3 protein-coding genes are annotated in these 6,638 nt (G+C 50.2%); all 3 read right to left on the bottom strand.

Features of this window, described 5'->3' with window-relative positions; all coding sequences use genetic code 11:
* Window positions 1-14 precede the first annotated feature (14 nt).
* Window positions 15-3,950, bottom strand: a complete 3,936-nt coding sequence (locus tag IQ260_RS25295) for a TonB-dependent receptor (protein ID WP_193995853.1) — start codon at window positions 3,948-3,950, stop codon at window positions 15-17.
* On the bottom strand, window positions 3,950-5,482 hold the full coding sequence (locus IQ260_RS25290) for a DUF11 domain-containing protein (RefSeq protein WP_193995852.1): 1,533 nt from the start codon (window positions 5,480-5,482) through the stop codon (window positions 3,950-3,952). The genes IQ260_RS25295 and IQ260_RS25290 overlap by 1 nt, the downstream gene beginning before the upstream one ends.
* 310 nt (window positions 5,483-5,792) lie before the next feature.
* The gene (locus IQ260_RS25285) at window positions 5,793-6,374 is read right to left on the bottom strand and encodes a DUF11 domain-containing protein (RefSeq protein ID WP_193995851.1); all 582 of its coding nucleotides are present in this window, start codon (window positions 6,372-6,374) and stop codon (window positions 5,793-5,795) included.
* Between the last annotated feature and the right edge of the window lie 264 nt (window positions 6,375-6,638).

Genomic DNA, 6,638 nt, shown 5'->3' with positions numbered 1-6,638 from the left:
GCAAGGAGTTAGTTTCATAGTGTCTGCCCATCGACTGGCGTAGACTCTTCAACCGTTTCGCGATCGCGCTCTATTTCCGGAGTCTCGGCAGTTTCCTCGTCTGCCTGTTCCTCATTAGCTTCAGAAGAGTTTTCGCCCGTAGGTTGATCTCCAGGGAATAAAATTGTGCTTGGATTTTCGATGGGTAATGTATCTTCCTCAGGCTCCAAAGCGGACTCCTGCTGCTGCTCGGGGGCAATATCTTGCAGACCAAATCCGTCAAATAAGCTGTTAATCTTGGCTGACACACCCAGATAAAAGCCGCCTGCAGACCGATTGACACCAAAGTCATCGTCATAGGCACCTCCACCGCTGTACCCACCATAGAGTCGCAGATCTGGCGTTGGATAATAACCGGCTTCCAGGGCATAGCCAATCTCACTGTAGTCGCCCAGACCGCCAAACCAGCGGGCTTCAGCACTCACATCCCAGCTATAGCCAAGCCGATAGGTAGCTCTCAGCTGAGCCAGGTGTAAGTTGTTGTTAGAGACAAAGTCACCCCCTGCATCGGCTGGCAGCCGAATTCGTGTTTGGCTGGTGCGAAACGCATACTTGCCGTACAGTTCCCACTGCCAGTTAGGGGCATAGATTGCCTCGGCTGAGAATAAATGTTCGGAGGTATTGATACTGCGCCCAAATGAGGCATTGGTGGGCAAGGTGCCAGGATTAATCCGGTGCTCATACCGCAGCAGGGCATTGAGCCTATCGTCATTGGGGTCACGGTAAGCCAGGCCAAGCTTGAGGTTGCTTGTGGTACCAATGTTGCTGATACCCTGGTTGGCTGCTCGGTTGAGCTGATAGTTGAATAAGGCGCTCATAGACGGTGATAGCCGCCCTAAAACTGATGTATTGACTAATGTATTGGAGCCACGGGATGAGTCACGATGCTCAAACCGGGCGCTAGCCTGCAGGTCAGGATTATCGGTATAGGAGAGACCCAGGGTGTAGGTATTGCCACTGGTGGTGCGCAGCGATGAGCCTCCGGTACCGACAGCAAACGGCTGAACAAACTGGGTTCCTGCAGCCGTAGAACTGAAGGCGTTATTAAACGTGCGCTCGTAGCCTAAGTCGAGACGTAACCCTGGACTGAGCGTAAAACCGTGCTCGATGCCGATAGAGCCTCCTAAATGCTGACCGTCGATACTGTTAAAACGACCGCGAATCTTAGTGTCTTTTCCTAATGAATGTTCTCCAGACAGGTCCACAATGGTGTACGAGCCGCGATCGCTAAGGCCGTCATCGCCGTAAAAGACCTGCCCCACGCCCAGGTTCATCCCTGGCATAAATTCCCATTCGAGGCCAAAGAACGTGCGACTGGGATAGATCGGATCGCTCTCGGATGAAAGGGTGAGTTCGTTTTGAGCGCGTAACGTTAGGGTATTGCTGAGGCGGGTAGTTAGCCGAGTACGTAGCTGGTCGGAACTGACGTTAAACAGATCGGGGTTGGTGCGGTCGGTGCGATCGCGACGAATCCAGTCAAACTCCAGATTAGAATTGCCCAGACGCTGAGCTAACCCCAGTGAGTAAGTCGTCAGCGAGTTGTCCACACGGGAACCGGGTACAGGACTTGATCCAGGCTCTAGCAAATCTTCTAGATCCGTCAGCGGACGCGGCGCAACCCCAAAATTATCCTCATGGTCAATCTGGGCTCGAATAGAGGTGTGACGGCTCAGCTTAATATTTGCCTGCCCCCCGTAGCGGGTTTGTCCCGGCACAAAGCTGGTAGTTGCCGCATTAGTAAAACCAGCATCCGTCGAACGCCAATAGGCACGACCGTTTAGCCAGTCCCCCACAGCCCCATCCAACTCTACCCGGTAGGCCGAACCGCTAATGGGGCCTGAAAGATCAAAGTCGCTTTCGGAATGGGCCACCTCAGCCACCAGACGAGCGCTGTCCCCCAACGAAATCTGAGCGTCTGCACCAAACAGCTCAAAGTTTCGATTACCCTGGTTTTCTACCAGATATGAGGTTCCTAACCAAGATTCCTGTCCAAATTCACGATTAAAGTTGTACTGTAGACGTCCTGCCAGAATGCTCGTGTCAGTGTCTTCTCCTTCGTACTGATAGGTGACAACAATCCGGCGTACTAAAACCTCACCAAAGTCTCCCACCAGGGTTTGGGTAACCGGATTGTTAAACAGTAAAGTGCCGCGATCATAGTCAACGTCGTAGTCACTATTGCGATATAGCCGCTCTCGCGAAATCACCGTACCAGGACGATCGAGTTCTTCGGTCTCGATATATACCTGCTCACTACCCGAAATGACTAGCCGACGTGACAGAAAATAAAGACCGCTGGTGCCATCGGGAGCAATGGTGTCACGTTGAAAACCTTCAATGTTGTTGCCGTAAAGACCCGTTAAAGCTAGATCGCCGAGATTATAGTTAAACTTAAACCCATGGAGCTGTCGCGAGGTTGATGAAAATAGCTGTGACGAGTTGGCGAACTCTTCGGTATTGTAATCCCCCCACATAGCGTAATCGACATTGGCACCTTCGACCGGAGACGTCCGCTCTAATCGCAAGTATAGATTGTCTGTCGAGGGCGTGGTGACTTCCATACTGGAGTCATCACCATAGATGGGATATAGATTGTTACAGCTACCTGAACTTTGACGAAAAAGACTTGTCTCGCCACGACAATCCTCATTTAAGGGTCGGTCGCTGTTATAGGCACCCGTTAGCAGCCACTCTCCCAAGTTACCCATGGTAAACAGAGAGGCATCGAAGTCAACGGAATAATTATTGTCACCATCGGCAGGCAAAAAGTCGCGCAGACTGTCATGGAAATTTGTACCGCGTGCCCCTAGTCGCAAGTCCACAATCCCCGTGGCGATACTAGGACGTTGCGGTGTGACAAACTGGACCTGATTAAAGGCTTCTAAACCATTGGTAACAGCCTGCAGCTGAACCATGTGGGCTTCTAACGATGACTGTAGCTCCGCCTGAAAGCGACCATTTTGTACCTCTACTTGAAAACCAGGCTGGTCAGGGGCATGGTCCACACCGACAAACTCGCCATCGGTGGTTTCTAACGTTACCACCGCATCCCAATTAGAGACATTACCATTGTTATCCAACAACCGCCCCTGCAGGGTGGCAATCGAACGACCATCGGCGGGGACTTTAGACTGCCGAACATTGAGCGTCATTTCTACCGGGGCACCCCTGACTTCCACCTCAGCTGATTGCAAAACACTGCTGTCGCTGCGACGGATAACCGCCAGTGTATTTGTCCCATCAGACAGCGGCACACCATACCAGGTCTGGGTAACCAGCTGAGTGTTGGGATCAGTTTCGGTACGGCCAATAAGTTCGCTGTCAACAGTCTCGCCGTCGACCTGCAGCACTATATCAGCCCCTTCTGGAAAGTTGAGAATGACCGTAATGGCTGGGACATCTACCACACTATCGGTGGTTGGATTTAAGATTTGAACCTGGCTACTGTCAACGGTTTGTGTAAGAATAGGAGTTGTCTTAGTGTCTAAATCTGCCTCTGATGTTGTCGATTCAGCAGATTCAGCCTCGGTGACCGCCGAGTCTGAATCTGCAGACTGTGTAACTGCAGATTCGGTGACAGGTGAAATTGAGAATTGAGGAGTCACAGGACTCACTATGGGTTCAACTGGCTGAATAGTCTCGCTGTCCTCTAGCTCGGCCAGCTGTACCTCAATCAGCTCCCCCCTGGTTTCAAGAGATGAAAACTGAGGCGTTGTTACCTCGGGAATACTTACGCCATTGGGTAACGGAACCTGTACAGCTGTTGTCAAAGCCTCCTGGGCTACAGACTCACTTGCTTTATAGCTATCCTGTGTAGCATAAGCCCAATCAGGGGCAACCATGGTCGACAGAGCAACTGAGCTTGCCAGAATGCTCCAGTAATATACTTTAGAGTGGTGAGTCAGGTTCATTATTGCGCCTCCTCCTGAAATGTGGGCGTGACGCCAAAATTCATGCGCACCATGCCGCCAGGGGCAATATTCACCATGCGAGACTGGCTGTTGCGTTCTTTAAAGTAAAGGTTGGGTGCCAGGGCATAGCCTGGGAGACTGGTGAAATCCAGGACGCCGCTGCGGGTGCCAGGTAGCATACAGGCCACTGAAAAAAGACCATCCGCATCGGTGATGATGCGATTGCCGTCATCTAGAAAGACCACCGCATTTGGGATGCCCGCTTCACCAGGTTGTTGTTCACCATCAAAGTTTTTATCAACAAATACGCGTCCAACTAAAGTCGCGCAGTCGGTAAGAATACCTGGATCGACCACTAGCCGATGAATGCTCGGCCCGTCTTGGACAAAGAAACCATTGTCACTGCGCTCAGCGTTAACGGAGGCTAAATTTTCTCCTGTACCCCGGAGAGCATCGGGTGTAACTCGCACAGCATAGAGGATGCTCATGGTTCCATCTACCGGTAGTTCAGTTGCCGTTGAGAATGTGACATTACTTCCGGATGCTTGGACATCCATGACAACCGTCTGCTCATCCAACACTCCCGAGACTGATTCTGGAATTAGCTGGAAGCCTTGGGGAAGCACATCTCCAACAGTGACCGATTCCAGGGCAATGTCGGTGAGGTTACGCAGGGCTAAGCGATAGACTACGGTGTCACCAGGTTGTGCAGCTGCGCGGTCGGCAGTTTTAGTAATCTCAATTTGTTCTGGCTCACACATCACCATGCCCAATGCCAGGGAGAACAGATTGAGGCCCTGGGTCTCGGCATCAAAGATTTCAACAACGTTAGAACTAATCTGTGAGCCACCGCTGGTTGATATGGGAATACCATCCAGTGAGGTGGCTGTATATCGAATAATCGAGTTGTTGACGCCTCCGGTGCTGTCTACTAGCTCAATCTTGATCCGGCGCTGAGGGTAGATAGAATCATCGGGTGTGTTGACTACCAGGATGTATTGAGCCCCTTTATCCGTTTGGTTTAATCCGGCATTGATCGGGCTTTGGAGGGGAGTATTGGTGCTAAACAGAAAGTTATATTGTCCAGCATCCGTATTGGTTAAGAAAAAGGGGTTGCTATTTTCTATATTGGGAGCGTTTCCTCCAGGGACGCCGTTGTTTTCGATATCAGGCAGCTCTGTTCTGGTCAGGGGTATTAAAGGACCTAGCTCTAGCCCGCTCGCATCTGGTTCATAGAGAACTACAGAGAAACCATCGTAGTTGGGTAACAGCTCACCGTTACACCCTAAAATCTGTCCTAGCGGGTCAATCAGCTCTCCTGTAGTAAGCGCTGTCTCCGATGAACTACCGCTGTGAAAAATACTACGCCTGTCGTCGATATAGTTATAATCGGCCTGATTATAAAGTGTGCTTGCCTGTGCGATCGCAACATATGGAGTCTGAAGGCTACTCAACAGCAAGACAGTAGCCATACGGCGCATCCAGCTACGGTGTTTATCTGGTTTTAGTTTGGGTGGCCGAGATAGCGTCATATTTAAGCTCAAACCTGAACAATTAAAACGTGAATGGGAGAGTCTTGGTAGCGTTGCGATCTCATGTCTCAACTCACACTGATTTGCTAAGAGAGCTAACCCTTAGAGTCTTTTTGTTGAATCAAACATCTGGATCTAGAATTCTCTGTTCTAGAGCATCAGAAGAAGCTCAATAGGCGTTGGATTGAAGTTCTAACCTCTTAATGTTTCTCTTTAGAAAGGCTAGAGCTTCAACATGTAAAGTCTGTGAAAAATACTGTTTTATTGAGAGAAGTAAGGGAGGAGAAAATTCTCCTCCCCACGGCAAGGATTACTGCACCTGAACGTTGTAAGTCACTTTAACAGCCTGGGCTGAGGCTAGATCGTCACCAAAGTTCCATTGAACATGGGTGTACATATCAGCCGGTGCTGGCTGTAGCTCAACGGTGCCATCGGGCAGCGTCACCTCAACCATTGGTTCCGCCACGAAGCTTTGACCATCATCAATGCTATAGACAACCTCAGCACTGCTGTCACTTTGAGCAGACGCAAGGATATAGGTGGTCTGTGCAGGGACCGGCTGGGTAACCGACAGGCCCTTGGCCTCTACATCACCCGAGTTAGCGCCGTCCACCGTATAGCGTAAAATATCGCCAGGTTGAACCGTGACCTTCCCATCTAGAGAGTCCCAAACGATCTTATCTTGACCTTTTTCATCTAACTCAACCAGCTGCTTTTCAGCACTCAGGGCGAGACGGACCTCTGGGCCACGAACCGCTTCAACAATTGCTTCCTTAACCTCTTGCAACTGGGCCAAAACTGGCTGACTAGTTGCGAACGGCATAACGCTGACTAATGTCAAGGCTCCCAAGCCCAAGACAAGACGTTTCTTTGAAAAAAGACGTTGCATCATGATTACTTTCGTTTAACTTCAAAAAGAGTGTTCTAGGTTTCAACGGAGCGAAAGGGACGATTACCCATATAGAATTCCCTTTCGCTAACCAATGTGTCAGATTTAGTTAATCCGACGTTCAAATTCGACATAGCCAGACTCTAGAGGCTCAATTTCACCCTCAATGTCAAAGGCATACTTGGTCGTATCTGTATTGTTGGTTGTACCTGACAGTTCAGTCGAAGGAGTGGCCGTATCTGGACTAAAGTTAGAGAGTCCAGTACC

Source organism: Leptolyngbya cf. ectocarpi LEGE 11479 (assembly GCF_015207065.1).
GTDB lineage: Bacteria > Cyanobacteriota > Cyanobacteriia > Phormidesmidales > Phormidesmidaceae > Leptothoe > Leptothoe ectocarpi.
The sequence above is the reverse complement of the archived record's forward strand: the minus strand, read 5'-3'. Positions and strand labels throughout refer to the sequence as shown.